15 protein-coding genes are annotated in these 15,504 nt (G+C 57.9%); 7 read left to right on the top strand and 8 right to left on the bottom strand.

Going from position 1 to position 15,504, the window contains the following annotated elements; translation table 11 throughout:
* Window positions 1-232: 232 nt before the first annotated feature.
* A complete protein-coding gene (locus NKJ64_RS18205; RefSeq protein WP_352463081.1) occupies window positions 233-2,707 on the bottom strand; it encodes an adenylate/guanylate cyclase domain-containing protein in 2,475 nt (824 codons plus the stop codon).
* Window positions 2,708-2,794: 87 nt separating this feature from the next.
* Here NKJ64_RS18205 and NKJ64_RS18200 point away from each other — a divergent pair, with 87 nt between their 5' ends.
* The 3 genes from NKJ64_RS18200 (at window position 2,795) to NKJ64_RS18190 (ending at window position 7,026) form a co-directional block, all read left to right on the top strand.
* The gene (locus NKJ64_RS18200) at window positions 2,795-4,048 is read left to right on the top strand and encodes a YcaO-like family protein (protein WP_352463080.1); all 1,254 of its coding nucleotides are present in this window, start codon (window positions 2,795-2,797) and stop codon (window positions 4,046-4,048) included.
* An 846-nt stretch (window positions 4,049-4,894) separates the two neighbouring features.
* Window positions 4,895-5,353, top strand: a complete 459-nt coding sequence (locus NKJ64_RS18195; RefSeq protein WP_352463079.1) for a hypothetical protein — start codon at window positions 4,895-4,897, stop codon at window positions 5,351-5,353.
* 83 nt (window positions 5,354-5,436) lie between these two features.
* Window positions 5,437-7,026 carry a hypothetical protein gene (locus NKJ64_RS18190; protein ID WP_352463078.1) on the top strand — a complete coding sequence of 530 codons (1,590 nt, stop codon included), beginning with the start codon at window positions 5,437-5,439 and terminating at the stop codon, window positions 7,024-7,026.
* 175 nt (window positions 7,027-7,201) lie between these two features.
* Here the strand turns inward: NKJ64_RS18190 and NKJ64_RS18185 are convergent, their stop codons facing one another.
* Window positions 7,202-7,465, bottom strand: a complete 264-nt coding sequence (locus NKJ64_RS18185; protein ID WP_352463106.1) for a 3'-5' exonuclease — start codon at window positions 7,463-7,465, stop codon at window positions 7,202-7,204.
* A gap of 155 nt (window positions 7,466-7,620) precedes the next feature.
* On the opposite strand from NKJ64_RS18185, the gene NKJ64_RS18180 reads away from it, so the two are divergent.
* Both NKJ64_RS18180 and NKJ64_RS30520 read left to right on the top strand, forming a co-directional pair.
* Window positions 7,621-8,810 (top strand): IS3 family transposase gene (locus NKJ64_RS18180; protein WP_352463077.1). Its coding sequence is split into 2 segments (ribosomal slippage): window positions 7,621-7,870 and window positions 7,870-8,810, totalling 1,191 coding nucleotides; the frame shifts between segments, so codons are not numbered across the junction.
* A gap of 93 nt (window positions 8,811-8,903) precedes the next feature.
* On the top strand, window positions 8,904-9,026 hold the full coding sequence (locus tag NKJ64_RS30520) for an H-NS family nucleoid-associated regulatory protein (protein ID WP_502902875.1): 123 nt from the start codon (window positions 8,904-8,906) through the stop codon (window positions 9,024-9,026).
* An 11-nt stretch (window positions 9,027-9,037) separates the two neighbouring features.
* On the opposite strand, the gene NKJ64_RS18170 is transcribed toward NKJ64_RS30520, so the two are convergent.
* Window positions 9,038-10,027: a DUF4062 domain-containing protein gene (locus NKJ64_RS18170; protein ID WP_352463076.1), complete on the bottom strand. Its 990-nt coding sequence runs from the start codon at window positions 10,025-10,027 to the stop codon at window positions 9,038-9,040.
* Window positions 10,028-10,593: 566 nt separating this feature from the next.
* Between NKJ64_RS18170 and NKJ64_RS18165 the strand changes: the two genes are divergently transcribed.
* On the top strand, window positions 10,594-11,124 hold the full coding sequence (locus NKJ64_RS18165) for a DUF4145 domain-containing protein (RefSeq protein WP_352463075.1): 531 nt from the start codon (window positions 10,594-10,596) through the stop codon (window positions 11,122-11,124).
* Between the two features lie 350 nt (window positions 11,125-11,474).
* Here the strand turns inward: NKJ64_RS18165 and NKJ64_RS18160 are convergent, their stop codons facing one another.
* Together NKJ64_RS18160 and NKJ64_RS18155 are read right to left on the bottom strand one after the other, a co-directional pair.
* The gene (locus tag NKJ64_RS18160) at window positions 11,475-12,116 is read right to left on the bottom strand and encodes a hypothetical protein (RefSeq protein WP_352463074.1); all 642 of its coding nucleotides are present in this window, start codon (window positions 12,114-12,116) and stop codon (window positions 11,475-11,477) included.
* A gap of 3 nt (window positions 12,117-12,119) precedes the next feature.
* On the bottom strand, window positions 12,120-13,832 hold the full coding sequence (locus NKJ64_RS18155; RefSeq protein WP_352463073.1) for a hypothetical protein: 1,713 nt from the start codon (window positions 13,830-13,832) through the stop codon (window positions 12,120-12,122).
* Between the two features lie 191 nt (window positions 13,833-14,023).
* Here NKJ64_RS18155 and NKJ64_RS18150 point away from each other — a divergent pair, with 191 nt between their 5' ends.
* Entirely contained in the window at window positions 14,024-14,431 is a 408-nt protein-coding gene (locus NKJ64_RS18150) for a hypothetical protein (protein ID WP_352463072.1), read from the top strand.
* Here NKJ64_RS18150 and NKJ64_RS18145 read toward each other — a convergent pair.
* From NKJ64_RS18145 to NKJ64_RS18135, 3 genes are read right to left on the bottom strand one after another with little or no spacing between them, the layout of a single operon-like run.
* On the bottom strand, window positions 14,428-14,907 hold the full coding sequence (locus NKJ64_RS18145) for a hypothetical protein (protein WP_352463071.1): 480 nt from the start codon (window positions 14,905-14,907) through the stop codon (window positions 14,428-14,430). The genes NKJ64_RS18150 and NKJ64_RS18145 overlap by 4 nt on opposite strands.
* Window positions 14,908-14,921: 14 nt before the next feature.
* Window positions 14,922-15,146, bottom strand: a complete 225-nt coding sequence (locus tag NKJ64_RS18140; protein WP_352463070.1) for a hypothetical protein — start codon at window positions 15,144-15,146, stop codon at window positions 14,922-14,924.
* Window positions 15,136-15,300: a hypothetical protein gene (locus tag NKJ64_RS18135; RefSeq protein ID WP_352463069.1), complete on the bottom strand. Its 165-nt coding sequence runs from the start codon at window positions 15,298-15,300 to the stop codon at window positions 15,136-15,138. Before NKJ64_RS18135 ends, NKJ64_RS18140 begins: the two co-directional genes overlap by 11 nt.
* Between the last annotated feature and the right edge of the window lie 204 nt (window positions 15,301-15,504).

Genomic DNA, 15,504 nt, shown 5'->3' with positions numbered 1-15,504 from the left:
CTCGCGCGGTAGGCCCTTTGCCGTTGGCCGAAAGCCGCTCCGGGGAGCGCAGGGGAGCGCCGGCCAAGTTTGGGCCCTCGTGTGATCGGCCGATAACCGTTTAGACCCTAATGCGCGGAACTACGCGCTCTTCTCGAGAGCTCAGAGCATAGGCTGCTCGTTCCGACAGTGGCCTTCCCCATCCCAGGACAAAACGCTCCCACCGGTTTCGACGCCTAGTGCGGCCGATGGATCAAGGGAGCTTGTGCGCGTGCACATCTACTTGGCATAGCCGTGCCAGGTCGCGCCTATCCTCGTCCCGCTTGATCGGGAAAGCGCCTAGAAACCAGTCCAGGATGTCCTTAGGCGTCGGCGCGGCCGGTCCTGCCCAGGCTGCGGCAATGGACGTGTGCAATTGCATCAGCGCCGCACGAGCTTCGTCCGTCCTGCCTAGCTTGCGCAGGGCGGCCGTTTTCCAACCGGCAGTGTCGACGATTGCGTTCTTGGACCGATCGGCCGCCGCGATTGCGGCTTCGAAATCTCCGGCAAAATAGCGGATTACCGCGATGTGTGACCACTGATAGTCCAAAAACATCGATGTCAGATCCATCGCACGCCCCAGCAGACGCGACGCAGAATCGACGCGGCCCATGAACGCCATGCCCAAAGCAGCCGACACCAGTGTCTTGGGACTGTTGGGGTTGAGTTCGGCGGCCAGTTCGTAGTGCACTTCCGACTGTTCGAAGTGTCGGGCCATGGCTGTCGACCAGGCGACGACCAAATGATTGCGTGCATCCAGGGGATCGAGCGCCACGGCGCGTTGGGCGAGCTCGGCAGCCCTCTCCGTTATCGAAGGATCGGCAGCAATTCCCGGCCGGATAAATTGTCGCGAATTGTGGATGCTGGCCAAACTGGCGTAGGCAGGAGCGAAGTTCGGGTCGGCAGCGATCGCGCCTTCGAACAGCCGTTCGGCCTCGTCTTCGGCATCTGGCGTCCAGCGAGTCAGCAAGTCCTCGCCGCGCAACCAGGCATCATAGATATTGAGATTTTGCGGGAGGCCCCTGACCTGGCGCGACAGCCTGTCATGCGAAAGGTAAACCTCCAAAGTGGAAGCAATCCTTCCGACCAGCTGCCTCTGCAAGGCGAGCCAGCTTCCAAGCGAAAATCTAAACGAATCGCTCCAAATGACCTGGTTCGTGCCGGGATCGCTTACCGAGACGATCAACTGCATGTCGTCTTGGTTGTCCACGCAATGGGCCGTCAGCAGATAGTCCGTGCCGGGACTTTCGGTTGCGGCATCTTTCAACTCGATGACTGTGAACTCGCGAAATTTGGATAGATTGGCGATTAATTCGGAGCGGAATCCCCAGACCAAAAGAGAAATTTTCTTTGTTCGAGCCTCAAACTTTGCGACCGCGAGCGTTGGCGCGGGTCCGCTCGGCCGCAGTGATTTCTTTTTGTTGAACAATAGGGGCTCCGGACCCTTAAGCGCCTCGGCCAAAGCCGTCGTTTCCATGCTAGGCAGCAATTGATATCGTTCGCTCAGAAGGTCGCGCAGATTTTCGTAGACGCGCATTGCGGCGGCGACATTCTGCAGTTCCGCATGGTGACGGATGAGACAGCGCGCAGCGCGCTCATGGCTGGGCTCAAGCACCAGGAGGGCATTAGCTGCCCTGCGCATTGCAGGTTCGGATATCTCGAACCGTTCCAGCATGGCCTCCAAGGCCTCCAATGCGTGGTCACGCCAGTTGTGTCTGGTCACGCTCAGCCACGCGCTGAACAGGTCGCTGGTGTCTTCCAGGCCGAATAGGATCGCGTCGGACCAATCCGATCGTCTGAGCAGCAGGTCGTCAATCTTGCCCTCTCCAAGATCCTTCAATATGCGAACGACATCGACGGTGATGCGCGAAGGGCTCAACCCGATAATATTCCCGCGCCTGAGAATTCCTGCCGCCGAGTTGCCCGCAATTGATCTTTCGGCGATCTGCAGGCAGTTCGCCATTGCACGCCGAGCAGCTACCGGGCTTCGTTCTGGCCAGATCAAGGTAGCCACCCGGTCATGCACGTCCTGAAAATTACTGGAAAGTGCGAGATATCCGATCAGGGCCTGCGCTTTCAGGGAACGCAGTGCGATTGCTTCGCCATCTTCCCTGTAAAGGCCAAGCCCATCGATGACCGAAATCAGTTGCTGATGCCCGTTATCCGGGACATCAGCGACATTGGAGGCAACCACGTTGTAGAGCGTCAGCGGCTCAGGCATGTTTTTTAATGCGGGCCGCCCGGCGAACCGAAAACGCCACCGCCCGGTGTTGCGGGCCGCCCAATAGACGTCTTGGGTCACACACACACCGCCTGGCTCAGCCATAGCCTGCACTCGGGCAGCCACGTTTATCGCATGCCCGAATACGTCGCCGTCACGGCGATGAACCTCTCCAATATGCAATCCGATCCGGAACCGACTGAAAAACGCTCTCCTGTCCAGGAGCTCAGCCAGGCTATCCTGCATGAAAATGGCGTAGTCGATGGCGTTCGATACACCCTCGAACAGTATCAGGACCCCGTCGCCTGTCGTCTTGATGAACTCGGCGCCGAATTCCTCGCAATGGGTTTGGAAGAGTTGGAAACACTGCGAAACGAGATCCAGGGTCCCAAGTTCGTCGGCCGCGGTTAGCCGGCTATACTGAGCCAGGTCCGCAAACAGGATCGACTTGAGGGTCGCTCGCTCCAATCTCGCTCCCATGGTCGCCGCCCAATGCCCCGTCGATTATGTTATTGTGCTCCCCAACACAGGTTTAGTCGACGGTACAACGATCTGATGCCAAATGCTTTCATGGACGGTTTTAGCGACCTTATCAGGGTCGGCGAATTGTTCGACGTGATTGACCTGCCGGTGATGGATGTTCCGGCTCATTTCGCTGTCGCAATCCCTAGCGATGCTCTGTTGCGGATGCCGTCAGCGCCGCGCGCAGCAATGCCCGAAACGGGGAGGCTGGCGAGCGGCCGAGGATTGAGCATCAACGATTGCCGAGCGAGTTGCCTTGGCGAGGCAGCCGAGCTCTTCAGTTGCTGCTCGTGGGGTGACGAGCCGTTGGTCACCGCTACGGTCGACGAGATCGGATCGGCGGCAATCTCTCCTGAAAGCTTGAACGGCTTCAGTCCCGATCAACTCGCCGCCCGCGCCGTGTGGAACAAGGAAAACACCGGCTTCGATTGGCGACCGCCGATCAGGGATGAATCAGCCGCGCTGAACTGGCTGAGGGTTGAAGATGCATTTGGAGGGGATGCCGCGTTCATACCGGCAGACTTCGCTTTTATAGGACGTCGAGAGGCTTGCGATGAGGACGCGATCGCCATCGGCGATAGCAGTGGTTGCGCAGCAGGGACTACCGCAGACGCTGCGAAGCTTGCGGCTATCTTGGAACTAGTCGAGAGGGATGCGACCGGCAGGTGGTGGTATGGCAGAAGGCAGCGCCAAACTATTGATTTGTCCTGCCTTTTGGGCATCGAAACGCTTGTGGACTGGCTGTTGGATCGCGAACGTCGAACTTGGCTCTTCAATATTACCTCAGATATCGATATCCCGGTGGTGGCTGCCGCTTCAGCAGAACCGGACGGCAAGGATGTCACGCTAGGCTTTGCCGCGGGCACAAGCCTGCAGTCCGCCGCGACAGCCGCCTTGACCGAGATGCTTCAAATGGAGATTTCGCTCGGGGCTTCCCCAGCGCTTGGAGACAAAGCTGGCACTTGGTCACGATGGCGAGAGAAAGTCTCAATGGAAACCCGGCCGCTGGATATGGCGCCGGTCCAACACGTCGCGCCAAGTCTACCTCATCGCGCGATTGAAAGCGACCTGCCGGACGTGCTCGACGCCTTGGCGCACAGGGGAATCGATTTGTGGTTTGCCGAAATGACCCGCCCGGAAATCGGCATTCCGGTGTTTCGCGCTTTATCGACCCGCCTTTGTCACTACAAACCACGGTTCGCAAGAGCCCGTCTCCTTGCTCCCGATGGCCGCGATTTAAGCTACGACGCCGGTTCGCCAGCGGACCAGCCGCTGCTTTTGATTTAGTGTCTCAGCGGCATGAGCTGATCGTGCTGTTCCCACAGATTTTCATCAACACGCGTGTTGACGAGAGGGCGCTGCCCATGATGGCGATACTAAGTTCCAGGGGCATCCGCCCAAGTCGCCCGCGAAGAGCGGTTCCTGACTGACCAGGGGGACAGATTTACATAGAAGTTCTCGCAGCGGACCAGGGCAGCGGCATACTTATCGAAGGTTAAGTGGTCGACCGCAAAGCCTGTGGTCCTGGCGTCTTGTAAGCGCTGGTGCGGTCTCGGGCGAACGTGGGGGAGCGGCAGCGCTTTTTCGGCGGCGATGGCGCTCCCCGCGTTCAAAAAAACTCTGGGCAGCGTTAGCGCGACTGTCCAGACAGGTTTGCCTCTAAGGCGCTCGCATTGAGCCTGTTTCGGCGATTGGCCGGTACCGGCATGATCGCGCCAGGCGCATGGTGGTCGGCAACCAGGGTTGCGCAGTCATCCGGGGCTGGAGCCCAGCCTGCCAAGGGCGGTCCGGCCGGTCCGGCCCTTTCTTATTTCTAAGTGAGCGGACCAAAGACGTCGAAGGCTGGCAAGCGAGAGGTAGTAGTGGAAAGATTGTCGCGACCCGGATCGGCCGGACCGATCGGTTCATCATGCATCCCGGTGGAGAGCTTGCTTGGTGCAGCGTCGAATGGCGGGGTTTGGGCCGTGAGCGGTCGGTCCGCTATCAGAACGCGTTTAGCGGATAGCTGCCCATCGAGCGTATCGTTTTTTAGGTCCTCGAGGTCCAGCCAAAGGGGTTCACTCCACATCGTCTCACTTGCGAGATCCGTTGATCGGGCGCATAGAATGAGAGGCTAAGCTGGGAGGCACGTTTATGGCACGGCTATACATTAAGGACAACGATGATCCAACGCGCCCGAGCAAAGATGGATATTCCAATTTCGCCCTGAAGGCGATCTTAAACAATGGCAATTTTAAGGCGTTCGTCGGCGCTCAAGACGATGACCGGGCTGATCTGGTGCAACAACATGCGGGCAACGATTCGAAGGGGTTAAAATGCGTTGTTACTCACCTTTTGATTGGTGGAGGCGAGGAACCTATCGACCATGACAATTGTCTGGTTGAGATAGTGGAAGACTTACAGAAGAAGGGTTCAAAGTCCAAGCACAACATCTCGCTGCCTAAGCAATGGACAAGCGGGGTTGAGATCCCAAACATTGCCTATCTGGATAAATACGTCACCGCGATTGTTGAGATCGTCAAGGACGAGAAAGATCCGGTCAAGGCAAGAAACTTCCTCTTCGGGTTAATGCTTCTCACACGTTGCAGATAGCACGTGCGCCAGCGCCGCAAGCGGCACGCTGGTGCAACTTCCGCCGTTGTGGAGCCTTTGACCTGGTCATCGAAGGTGGGGCGATGAGAAGGCGGAGCAGTATTGCCGGCGCATTGGTCGCGCTTTTGGTTGGTAGTCTCTCTTCTGAAACGGTTGCTCGCGCAAGACAATGCCCTGCGAGCTTAGATCAGATCGTCATAACACAATCCTTGATCGTGACATTGCTCGATTGGCCAAACTTATTCTCGAAGACCGATTTTAGTTTCGCCCACACCATCGATTCCATTCTGGCGAGCCTCAAAGTTGACCCAGATGCCAATCGCATCGGCTTCGTGCAAACTCTCCTCGACACTTACGACATTGACCAGCAGAACAACCCCGACAGTATGCTGCCCATGGCGATCGAAAAGCAGCGCAATAACGATATCCCGAGCGCTGATATGCTCTTGGATGCCAGTTCCGGGCTACAACCCGTCGCTCTGGTCAATCGCTTCGACCGCGCCCCGCGCGACGGGGCGAACTGCGGCGAATACCGGATCGTATACGCGATGAAGTACCGGTTGCGGACAGGAGGGTTGGGGCGCTTCTTCCTCAACTTTGAGGCAGTGCTACCCAATCCTGAACGCGAGCGCGGGATTGCCGGCTGCATGCCGGTTGCCGAATTCTGGAGCGGTCTGTCTGGGAAATCCGAAGAGCAAATGGCGGCCGATCTTGAAAAATTTTACTACGAAGGTTTAGGATCCGGCTTTGTCGCGGCGGTGCTGGCCAAGAACTACGGCATACCGGACGGGCAAGTTCGCGGCAATGCTAACCTTAACGGCGCAGAGCACTGGCAGTTGCGTGAATGGAAGATTGTGCCTCCTTCCAAGACCTCCGGCTCGGCCTTCCGAATCGAAACCGTGAAGAACAATGCCTTGGCAGAGTTTTACCGCGATGACAGTAAAGGCGCGATAAACGAGAAAGCGCAGGAGCAGCAACGCATAGACTATCAGCGGGCCTTTGTTGATCAGAACCTGCATCAACTCTTCAGTCCCGAGCTAACATCATCGCCCGCGCCGGGCGACGATCCGGCGATAACGGCCTACATGCTTGGTCTGTTGAACGATTTTGGTGCCGCCATCGACAACCGGTTCAACGAATTTCAAAGCATATCCTCGAACTCCGAGGACGATCCTGAGTTGGAAGCCTCAGGGCTCAAGCCGAGAATTGACGCGGCACTTTCCCAGTTGGGCCTTTCATCGAAAGGCGTCTCATCAGACGAGGCCCTGGCAAGGGCGGGAGCGATTACGTGCGGGGGTTGCCACGCGTTTTCGAATGGCAAGACGGTGGGACACGTCGCCGGTAGGGAGATTAGATGGCCCAACAGCCTCGGTTTCGTTCATATCGACGAAAATGGGAACACCTCTCCGGCGCTCCGGGAATGGAACCTGCCATGGAGGCGGCAAAAGCTATATGAAATGCTTTGCACTGAGCCAAAGTTGCCGGAGCCCGGTTTCGAGGAGGAGCTTGTCTTGCGGAATGAGTTGGCAGAGTTGCTCACCGCGCTGATCGAGAAGAAAACGTCCCTAGACGGCCAAAAAACGGATAACCGATTCCGTTCGTTGGTCGATAGGTTGACAAGTATTGATCTCGAAAAAGGGGGTTACTTCGTCCGTTACCGCCGCACGCACTAGCAGTGGATAAGGTCGGCGCCAACCCCGCTATCACGCGGCTTAGCCAAGATGCCCAGGGCCGCTTCTCTCAAGGCACGGCATGGAATTTATCCGGCGCGATCAGGCAGTCAAGAGCGGTACATACCTAGGCTATGAAGCCGCAACCCTACGGTCACGAAGTCCAGATCGCCGTGTCCTAAGGGATCGTGTCGTAGGTGAAGTTGTAGTCTCGCAACACGTCGGTCGGTTGGTACTCGTCCCCTTTGCCATCTATGCGTCCCCGTTCGGAGATAAGATGGAGGTTCTTGCGAGCGCGCGAACTGACTACATACAGTAGCTTCTTGGCGCTATCCTCACCGTTCGGGTCTGCGAAGTGGGGCACCATGCCCTCAAGCAGCGCATAGGCGATTACTGAATCATACTCAGCGCCCTTCACGCCATGGATCGTTGAAACAGTGATCCCAAACCTGTTCTCGAATACCTTGCGAAACGAGCCTATGTCGCCGATGAATTCGGCTCCCTCCTTCGCAAGCTTGTCGATACGCTCCTTCGAGTGACCTTGCCCGGATCTAATCCGGTTTGAAGTTCGTTCTGGCCCATCGAGAGGACTAGGACATGAAACGTAGCCGCTTCTCTGAAGAGCAGATCATCGGGATTTTGAAGGAACATGAGGCCGGGGTATCGGTTGCCGATCTGTGCCGCAAGCACGGGGTTAGCGACGCCTCGATCTACAACTGGAAGGCCCGCTTCGGCGGGATGGATATCTCCGAGGCTCGGCGACTGAAGGCGCTGGAGGACGAGAACACGCGGCTAAAGCGGCTTTTGGCCGACGCCATGCTCGACAATGCCGCGTTGAAGGATCTTGTGGGAAAGAAATGGTGACGCCCGCGGCCAAGCGGAAAGCTGTCGCTTGCCTGAAGGAAGGCTTCGGGATGAGCGAACGGCGGGCGTGTAAAGCCATCGGCTGTTGCCGCATGACGGTTCGCTACGAGACCAGCAGGCCGGACGACCGCGAGGTTCGCGAGCGGATGAAGGCGATCGCGCAGGAACGTCGTCGGTTCGGCTACCGGCGTCTTCTCGTGATGCTGAGGCGGGAGGGCCTGATCGTGAACCACAAGAAGCTGTTCCGGCTCTATCGGGAGGAGAAGCTCGCCGTTCGCCGCCGTGGCGGCCGCAAACGGGCGATCGGGACAAGGGCGCCGATGCTGGTGCCGCTGAGGCCCGACGAGCGCTGGTCGCTCGACTTCGTATCGGACCAGCTCACCGACGGGCGCCGCTTCCGCATCATGGCCGTCGTCGACGACTGTACGAGAGAGTGCCTGGCACTCATCGTTGATACGTCTCTTTCGGGCATGCGGGTTGCCCGCGAATTGGACCGGCTCATTACCGAGCGCGGCCGGCCGAGGATGATCGTCAGCGACAATGGCAGCGAGTTCACCTCGAACGCCATCCTTTCCTGGGCGGATCAGAGCCGCGTCGAATGGCATTACATTGCGCCCGGCAAGCCGATGCAGAATGGCTTCATCGAGAGCTTCAACGGCCGACTGCGCGATGAACTGCTCAACGAGACGCTGTTTACCTCGCTGGCTCAGGCGCGCGTAGCCATCGCCCTGTGGCGCGCCGACTACAACACCGCGCGGCCGCACTCCCAAATCGCCTGGCAGACACCGGCCGAGTTCGCCGGCACCTTCAATCCGCGACGGTCGCTCGCGCTGCGCTATGCCAAAGGCTCCGCGCCAGCGCCCGTCCCTTCACCCGCCCAGCAGGGCACAACCCACGCCGGAAACGAACTCAAAACTGGATAGAAACTGGGGGCAAGGTCAGGGTCGCTAATTCAGAATGGACGCGCCGCCAGCGGTGGAATTGAAGGTGGCGTCAGGACGCGCGCCAAGCCCGCGGTGAAATACAAGGACGACAAGGGCGACAAGGGCGACACCTGGACGGGTCGGGGCGCTACACCGAAGTGGCTCGCAGCATACGAAGCTGAAGGCAAAAGCCGCGAGCAATTCCTGATTAAATAGGACAAGGCAGTTCAGGTGGCCGGTAGCACCTCGACAGCCGACGCCTTATTGCGTGACTTCCACTCAGTCGCATACATCAAAAAATTCGTGCCCCGCTCTGTCAATTTGTAGCTGGTGATCGATTTAGCCTCGCCGTTTAAGTAGGATCTCGTGCTCAGCAGCCCGTTCTTTACGTATTCATTCATCACGGTTTCCATCTCGTAGTCTTCGAGCTGGTAATTCTCAAAGTCGCGAAAATGCTCAAGGAGGTCTTCCGTGTCGGGATCTCTTACCCAAACCGAGTCCAGATCTAAAAACAGATCCAGGAGAGACCTAACTTCGTTATCGGTCTCGCCCCAGGAAAGGGCGTTTTCGATGCTGTTCTCCTCCAGGCGACGGATGCGCCAGACATAGTCGCTGGGAATATGCAGCTTGTCGTCCGCTGTTAGCTGATCCACCTGCTCCTGCAGCGAGCGCCGCTCCTCGGAAAGCTTGGCCAACTCATCCAGGACGCTGCCGGAGGGTACCTTATCGGCGCGCACCCAGCCTGTCCGGGGTTTGGTGCGAAAAAGCTCATTAAGGGCCAGCTGAACTTTGGCGCCAAGGTCATCGGCACCCCGCCAGTATTTGACCGTCTTTTTCTGACAAAGCCTGCGGAATTTCTCGACCTTGTCCTTTTTCTCGAATTCCACCTTATCGGATGGCCAGGTCTTGCGGGTATTGGTGTCAAGAAGCAGCCCAGCAACCGGCACTTTCTGTTTCACGGCATACTCATATTCCATTTGAGTGTAGCTCTTGCCGCGAAGCTCTGACCCGTACCTCTCGGCAACCACCACCAGGTAGTAATCACTCTCGTCAATCCGGCGCGTGATGTAGTCCCATTGGCTGTCGTCGCTGGCTTGGAACGCTTCCATCCCAACGGGAATATGACCCATGTTTAAAATCGCCTCGATAACTGACCTGCGTTCCTCCTTGAGGTCTTCAAAGGTCGAGCTAACAAAGATCTGATACTTGATGTCCATCGAAGCCTCCGGCGCCGGACTTTAGTGTACCCGATTCGGCCATTTATATAGTTCTCCGGGGCGGCGCATAAAAATTGCCCGCCACCTGGCTGAACCGAGAGGGCTGGAACGATGTGGTGCCCGGCGACGCACCCACGATGTCCGCGGCCGATATGGCGGCGGCGCAGAACGTAGCGACGAAGCCAAGGCGGCGCATGAAGCGCAGATGGCGGCGCTCGCCCGGAAGGGGAGCGACGAGCTGCTGGGGGTGGGCAAGTGACCCGAACCTACCGCCAGAACAGGTACCTAGGCAGAAAGCTCGCCCGTACCTATAGTCGTGCTGGCAAGAGCGCGGGCGGGTGCTTTGAAACGTTATATCTGGAGGAAATCTACGGCAGTTTACCAAAGTTTCCGTGTCCGCGATGCAGTAGCGGCGGCTTAAAGCTGGTCAAGGATAGCATGCAGAGCCGCGAGACGGGCTACTCGGCTACGGAGGTCAGAGAAGCGGTGGCTTACGCGCACTTGGGACGGAGCGTTTCGTCTGTCTGCTGGCCTGCGATTTCGGGTTCTGTGGCGAAGTCGTTTCCGTGGGAGGCGATATCGTCCGCACGGATGAGGCGGCCTACAACTTGGATCTCGAAGAAGAATTCGATATTGAAGTGGTCGCCTACTGGCCACGTGCCATCTTGCCAGCGCCGCCGGTGTTTCCAATCTCGAAGAACCTGTCCCAGGACTGCGCATTGCACCTCAGGAAGGCTTTCGAATTGCTTTGGGTTGACCCTGCTTCCAGCGCCAATCGCATTCGCATCTTTGTGGAATTTCTGCTCGACCAATTCGGCATCTCTCGAACAGGAACCAACAAGAAGGGGGCGAGCTACGACCTTGCTCTTGCCGACCGGATCATTCTCATGGAGACATCTAAACCTGGCCACAAGTCCGTGTTCACCGCCATGCGGAAAGTCGGCAACTATGGAAGCCATGCCGGCAAGGCGAAGTTCGAAACCCTCATCGACTGCTTCGAGCTGCTGGAAGCGGTGTTGATCGACCTGGTGGATGGCCGGCGAGAACGGTTGGACAAACTGACCGCAGGGCTGCTGGATGAAAACGCCAAATTCTAGGCCTTGACCGGCAGAACAAAGAAGGAACATATTCCTACCCTGAAACCTTGATTGGCGGCCATGAGACACCGACGCGGCATTGATCTGGTCGCACCCTTCCCTCCCGTTCGCCACCATGAGTATGAGGCGTCAACGGGCGTCTACAGTACGGTGCGCAGTTTGAGGGAGTGGGAGGTGCTGGGCGCCAAATGTGTCAAATGCGGGCATATTGGCTGGTTGGATACGGCGAAGGTGATGCGCGAGTACGGCAACGAGTACCAGCACAACATGAGTGGGAAGATGGTCTGCCGGTGGCGGAAACAAGACCGGCAACAAGGTGCTGGTCGGCGTCCTCGGGCGCAACTGAGACCCTACCAGAAATCCTTGATACCGGCCTTGCGGGATTCTTTCAGCACGTCCACCTGGTCCACAACCCCTCGGAAGTGCATGATGTTGTACGGCGGACTGGTGAACCGCTCGCAATAAACGATCCGCTCATACGGCTGTTTGTGGATGCCGGCGAAATAGCAATAAATCTGCGGGTAGTTGTAATATTTGTCCCCATCCCAATCTACCTGCTCGATGAACTCGTATGGCACGTATCCGATGCAATCGAGGTATTGGCCACCTTCCTCGCCCTTGGCGCGGTCGAGGAACCGCCATTTGTCGGTCTTCACGTCGTGGAATAGATTCCTTCCCGTCAGTGCGGCCATGAAACCGCGCTCATAGGTATCGACAAGGCCGAACCGGAACCATGGCGAAATCCCCGGAGCTTTGTCATCAATATCGGGATATTCGTCCAGCCTGCGGATATCCCGCATGATGGCATCCAACCGCAGCTTCTCGCGCTGGCTGTTAAAAATGTAGTCCTCGAAAGGCTTTTTCCATCTTTGGCGAAGCTCCAGCTTTTGTTGCGCGGTCAGCTTGCGCTTGTTGCGATTCCAGAACCTCCAGCCAGACTTGAAGCCATCAACGGCGAGGCGGAATCCGGCAATCGATAAGTATTCAAGCATAGGTCAAGCCAGCGCCGCCGCCGTCCTCTCCTCCCACAGGATGAAGGCCACTGCTCGCGACTGAGCGTTCCAGGCACCGCCATATGCGACCAGGAACTTGCCAATGGTAATAAGCCCCCTGCACTCCATCTGCACGTCGATCTCACCCAGCTCGGCGCCCGACCTCAAATCGATGGCGACCACGCGCCCACTGGTTTCGCTCACCGCTATGAGGTTTTCCTGCAGCACAACCACTGCATTGTATGAGGAATGGACCGGCGACGGGATGAGCCTCACGGGCATGCCGTGAATGTCCACTACCGCCACGACGCCGTCGCCAACAACGACGACCTCAGAATTGTTGAGGCGGCACATGGCGTTGATAGCCTGATTGAAGGGAACGTCCCTCTCCCGGTCCAGGTCACCATCCACCAAAACAACGCCATGGTCGCGGGCAACCACGATGCGTTCGCCCATAGTGACCAGGCCCACCACCCGACCATCACGATTGCGAGGCCCTGCTCCTGGCACTGTGGGGCCTTGGTCCCCGAAAATGTCAGGCCGGCCGCCTGGGAACCACCAACGATCAAGGTCGCCATACGCATTAGCTGCCACCACGGTTTCAGTATTCTTGTGGAATTGGTATGTGGCGGCCACAAACTTCGTTCGAAGTCGCGAATGCTCGGTCCCGCCGCCTTGGAACCGGGGGGTCCAAGCCGACATGCCTTCGTTGGTCGCCAGCGCCAACCTGCCATCCTCAAGCTCGGCAACGTCGTTGACGATGCCGGCACGGTCGGCCACGTCGTTTGTGAGCTGGCCAGTCTGGCTTACCATATAGATGACACCGTTCCGGCTACAGAGCACCCCTCCGCCGTTCTTTAACGTGTAGCCAGCAGTGATCGCCCTAGCGTTGTTGGCATTGCGCAGGCTGAGCCTGACCTCTTTTACATCGCTGGCATCGCCCAGCGCATCCTGGATGAGCGTACCAACCAGTCGGACAAACTTGGTGCCGGATTGGATGACCTTTTCCAGCGACTGGACAATGGCCTCGGCCGATCCGAGCGACTCCTTCAGTGAGGCAGCCATGCCCTTCAGATCCTCAAGAACGCGGTCGGCGGTGGACGAAAGGAACTGAACGGTTCCCTCGAACATCACCTTGGCGTCGATCCTCACATTGACCGCGAAAGCGCTTGCGCTGAGGCGGCGGATTTGAACCCGGAGGTTTCGAAGCACGTCGACTTTCAAGCCGCTCAGGATCGAGATGTTGATTTGGTTGTTGGTGACGTGGACGTTGTTGATGACTTCCGTCGACGCTTTGACGATGGTCTGGCCAATCGGGCCTTCTGGGTTAATCGGAATCTGGCGGGTGTGCTGCTGGGCATCCAGGGCTTTTTGGGCGATCTCCTGAATGGCCGTTTTGGCATGCATATAGGCCTGGGCGTTGACGTAAATCCGGTTCAGCGTGTTCAGCATCTGCTCGACGGAATGCTTGCCGTCAGCGTCCAGATCGTTGATTTGCTCGACCAGGGCGTAGAGACGCCCATGCGCCATCAGGATGCGGGTCATGTCGTCGGCGGTGAAGGCTTCGGGATCAATGCCAAAGGTGTCCCGGAGCCCCTCCAGCTCAACCAGGTCCAGGTGGTCCTCGATGGGGTAATTGCTCTTGGCCACCAGCTGGCGGCCGAGATCTTCGGCGCTGTCTTGCAACCGCCTCAGCAGCTTGTCTTCATCAGCCATCGCAAATCCCCGCCCAAGAAAATCCCGCTGAAAACATAGTCAGCTTTGGCCGCAGTAAAAGGACTCGACGCAGTCGTTCCCAATTTTATTGTTGACGGCTGCTCTGGGCTGTCCCCCAATGAGTACATGTACAACAGTCTGCGCGGATAATCGGTCGGCCGTACGTCCTCGGAATCGACCTCGGCACCAAGATGGGTGTAGCTCGACTATATGCCGACGGCACCTTTGAAACCCACACCGTCAAGCATGAAGCGGATCTGTCCGCCCGGGAGCGGGGCGTTGCCGGCGTCATCAAGCGCCATGCCGAACCGGCCTGCCTGGGCGTCTGCATCGAGGATGCCGTTCTCCGGGCAATTCTCCAGCGTGAAGGACCTCCTGCCGATGTTGGGCGCTACTGTGCTCCAGTGCGAAGAGAGCGGCCTGCCCTACTACATCATCCACTCACCAAGCTGAAGGTCCACGCCACCGGCAAGGGGAACGCGAAAAAGCCCGAGATGCAGGCTGCTGCTCGGGCTAGATGGGAAAAGGACTTGTCGGAAGATGAGGCGGACGCAGCTTGGGCGACAGCTTATGCCATGAACAGCAACTTGTTCGTCTAGGAAGCGCCAGGCTCCCTGGAGCGAAAGCCAGTGACGACCCAAGCTCCTATAAACCAAAGCAGGAGGAGGGCCAGCGGGCCGGTGACACCGGCTAGAACCCCGAACCCGATAGAGCGCCACGGATGCGTGTTATCGAAGACCAGGTTCTCGTTGAAGATTTGCTCGTCCGATTTCCCGGAGTCTTCGGGATGTGCCTTCCGATAGCCTGCTAACGAGTAGCTGCACCAATCGGTCTTGGTCCCGGTTTGCTCGCTTAGGACCTGCCCGAACCTGTCGTCTTTAACGTAGTCAACACCGAGCTGCCCAACGGCCTGTGGACAAGGAAGCCCGATAGAGTAGCCAGCCTTCACATCATTTAAGGTGTTGTGCAGCCTCATTTGTCGCTGGAACTCGCCGTAGGTCACGACACCCACGAAAATCAGCCAGCAGATGCTGGCTACAGTCCATATGCGGAACATCCCGCGCCTGAAATTCATCCCCACCCCCGCCTTTAGTGGGCAGATCCCGTCTTGATGGGTGCTGCCGGCGGCGCCAAATTAGCATCCAATTGCTTCAGCGCCAGCCGGACAATATCAACCGAATTGGCCATGCTTGTCTTATGGTGCAGTCGCGCCAGGACAGCCTGGATCTCGGGCGAGCGCGCGAATTCAAGCAGGACCCGCTTCTTTGTAGGGTCGTTCCAGAGCTTTCTGGTTTTCCCTGATTTAGTGTCCATTCTCAGTGTCTTTCATTTTTTCGTTTTCGTAGGCCTTTACAAAGGCTGCTCTTCTCCTGTCGGCCTTCTCGCGCAAAGCCTTTGCCGCCAGGTGCATGTCTAACCATGCCTGCTCGGCGGCAATCCATTCGGCTTTGGCTTGTTCAAAATCCACGTTAGAACGGGATCTCGTCGTCGCACGGCGCCGGTGCTGGAAAACGCCCTGGTGACCGTCGCAGTCAGCCCCGACGAGGCCGATGATGGGGCGCCTCTGAGGACCGCTTCTGATGGGGCTAATCATCCTCGCCGTCTGCGGTGGCCTGACTTATGCCGACTATGCGACCGGCGGCGCCATCTTCGGCCCCATGGGGCCGAGCAA

It is taken from the genome of Mesorhizobium sp. M0062, from assembly GCF_040323125.1.
Classification (GTDB): domain Bacteria; phylum Pseudomonadota; class Alphaproteobacteria; order Rhizobiales; family Rhizobiaceae; genus Mesorhizobium.
Note: the sequence above shows the minus strand (reverse complement) of the source record. Positions and strands in the feature narration are given on the sequence as shown.